This window comes from Halomonas cibimaris (assembly GCF_039537045.1).
In the GTDB taxonomy this organism is placed as follows: Bacteria; Pseudomonadota; Gammaproteobacteria; order Pseudomonadales; family Halomonadaceae; genus Vreelandella; species Vreelandella cibimaris.
Map to the genome: position 1 here is coordinate 1 of NZ_BAAAZT010000017.1, position 2879 is coordinate 2879.

Consider the following 2879-nt stretch of genomic DNA (forward strand, 5'->3'; position numbering starts at 1 on the left):
CGCGTGCATCGCTGCACGCCAGCTGCCAGAGCGGATCGTGACGCAGCGTGTCGGTATCGTCCAGGTCGATCCACCCCATGGCGCGCTGCAACACGACGGTTCGCAACTGGCTGGCCAGGGAATGACGAATACGCAGTGGATTACGCCGGTCGACCAGGCTCTCTTCCAGCGCCTGGATGACACCGCTGTTGTCGAGGGCTTCACGCAGCAGCAAGGCGCCGCTATCGCTGGTGGTGCGGTGGCCGCTCATCTCGGCCCGAACAGAGCCATTGCAGGAAGGCGTCCACGACGATAATCTTTCACCCATGGCGAGAGGTCCTCTTGAATCAAGTTCTGGCTGGAACATCCTGATTCTACAAGAGAAACCCCTCGCCATCTTNGATGCTTGATGTTCAGGGCCGCGTTGATGTCCCGGTCGTGGCGTGTATGACAGGCGGGGCACGCCCACGACCGGACGTTTAGCGGCATGGCGTCCATCTTGTGATGGCATGTATGGCAGGTTTTGGAGCTGGGAAACCACGGGTCAAGTTTGACCAGATGCTTTCCCTTTTCCTCTGCTTTGTAGGCCAACTTGGCGACCAAGGCGTGCCAGGACGCATCGCCAATGTGCCTGGCGAGTCTGGCATTTTTCAACATGTTTTTGACTTTCAGCGTCTCGACGATCACCGCTTGATTATCGTCAACGATTTGTCGGGACAGTTTGTGCTGGAAGTCCTTGCGGGCGTTCACTACCCGCTCGTGCGCCTTGGCAACAAGCAGGCGGGCTTTAGCCCGATTGGCACTGCCTTTTTGCCTGCGCGACAATGCTTGCTGTTTTCGCCTGAGGTTCCGCTGCGCCTGCTTGAGAAAGCGAGGATTGGGTGTTTTATGACCGTTCGAGTCAATGGCGAGGTGCGACAAGCCCATGTCGAGGCCGACGACGCTTGAGGCATCGAGGTCTTGCAGACGTTCCGGGGCGTCCTGCCCCGTTTCAAACAGCAGCGCGGCGTAGTGCTTGCCGGTGACGGTGCGCGACAGCGAGATGCTCTTGAGCTTGCCTTCCATCGGGCGGTGAATACGCGCCTTGATGGCTTTAATCTTCGGCACCTTGATCCAGTTGTCGCCGCTTTTAACGCCGACGCAGTGGTAACTCGACTGCCGACCTCGCTTGCTTTTGAAGCGCGGGTAACCGGCTTTCTGTGTGGGATCGAAAAAGCGCTGGAAGGCTTGGTCAAGGTTGATGCACGCCTGCTGGAGCGCTATCGAATCCGCCTCTTTCAACCAGCCGTATTTACGCGATTTTTTGGCCACCGGCAGCAGTTTCTTGATGTCGTGTTTGGCGCTCAGCGACTGGCCGTGACGCTTGTAGCGATGGGACATGATGCGAAGGCCGGTGTTGTAGCAGAAACGCACCGCGCCGAACTGGCGGTTCAGTAAATCCGCCTGTTCGGTGGTGGGGTAAATGCGTACCTTGATGGCCTTAAGCATGTCAGTGCTCACTGCTACAATGCCTATAAATTAAGGTATCAGAAGGATAAAATCAAGTGAGTGTACAAGAAGGTTACCGACGAGGTCGGTACAGCGTCACGCGGCTGGTTGTTCACCTCATCTTCACGACGAAGTATCGCCGCAAGGTATTCGACGGCTACATGATCGGCCAGCTTCAGGAGGCGTTTGAGTCTGCTTGTGAAAAGCTCGACTGCCGCATCCTTGAGTTCGATGGCGAGCAAGATCACGTCCATTTGCTCGTGGAATATCCGCCGAAGCTGTCGATCAGCGTACTGGTCAACAACTTGAAGTCCACGTCGTCTCGACGCGTGCGTTACCTGAATACGCATATCCCGCGTTTGAGCAAAAACACCGCGCTGTGGTCACGGTCGTATTTCGCCTGTAGTGCAGGCGGTGCCACTAGCGAGACGCTTAAAGCCTATGTTCAGGGGCAGAAGATACCAGACTAGAACTGCTTCGCAGTTCCCGCTTGTATCTCCGCCCGCACTGGGCGGAGGTTTACGCGGATTTTTGCTAAAAAAAGCTCGGGTATTGCCTTCGGCCGACGCACCTGACGCGCTACCATGCAGACCTTCGTTTAACCGCTCAAGGTGATCTTATGACTGCTGATCTCAACGGCCGCTACGGCCTGAACCCCGCCCACAGCGAAGTGGTAGAGGCATGCAAGGTGATCGAGCCCTGCCGCGCGCTGGACATGGGCTGCTCCAACGGGCGCAACGCGCTGTATCTCGGCGAACGCGGTTTTGACGTCACCGCCGTGGACAACAATCCCGGGGCCATCAACAGCCTGCAGCAAATTCTCAGCGCCGAAGGCATCACCAACGTCACACCCCGGGTCTACGACATCAACTCGGCCGCGCTTGACGCCGACTACGGCTTAATTGCCTGCACCGTCACGCTGATGTTTCTCAACCCGGCAAGCGTGCCCGCCGTGCTGGCCGATATGCAGGCGCACACCCGTCCCGGCGGCTACAACCTGATCGTCTGCGCCATGAGTACGCCGCAATACCCCTGCCCGATGCCGTTTCCTTTCACCCTGCAAGAAGGCCAGCTGCGCGAGGCCTACGCCGGCTGGGAATTGATCAAATACAACGAAGAGCCGGGCACCATGCACAACGGCGCCCGGCTACAGTTTGCCACGCTGCTGGCGCGCAAGCCTGAGTAGCTTAGCCGGGCGGCCAAGCCGTCTAAATAAGAGTGAATGTGGATATATAAGCCGGCTGGAAAGTGCCGGTTTATCCGAAGTCCCCGCTTTCTACGCGTTGCTCTCAACCTCACGCTTAATGCTTTGTAACTATTCAGGTGGCGTCGGGTGAGACTCGCCAACCCGCTGTTCCTTCAGGCATAGTACCGTCATTCGACTCCCCCACCCAGCAGGCAACATGACCATC

At 57.5% G+C, this 2879-nt stretch carries 4 protein-coding genes; 2 read left to right on the forward strand and 2 right to left on the reverse strand.

Translation table 11 applies throughout. From position 1 onward, the window contains the following. Nucleotides 1-346: transposase (locus ABD654_RS01975; RefSeq protein ID WP_344701751.1), on the reverse strand; the 346-nt coding region annotated here is incomplete at its 3' end. Further along, nucleotides 247-1467 carry an RNA-guided endonuclease InsQ/TnpB family protein gene (locus ABD654_RS01980; protein ID WP_344701753.1) on the reverse strand — a complete coding sequence of 407 codons (1221 nt, stop codon included), beginning with the start codon at nt 1465-1467 and terminating at the stop codon, nt 247-249. The genes ABD654_RS01975 and ABD654_RS01980, both read right to left, overlap by 100 nt. 56 nt (nt 1468-1523) lie before the next feature. Here ABD654_RS01980 and tnpA point away from each other — a divergent pair, with 56 nt between their 5' ends. Further along, entirely contained in the window at nt 1524-1937 is a 414-nt protein-coding gene (gene tnpA / locus ABD654_RS01985) for an IS200/IS605 family transposase (protein ID WP_344701755.1), read from the forward strand. A 149-nt stretch (nt 1938-2086) separates the two neighbouring features. Then, a complete protein-coding gene (gene tehB, locus ABD654_RS01990) occupies nt 2087-2653 on the forward strand; it encodes a tellurite resistance methyltransferase TehB (RefSeq protein ID WP_344701757.1) in 567 nt (188 codons plus the stop codon). The last annotated feature ends 226 nt before the right edge of the window (nt 2654-2879 follow it).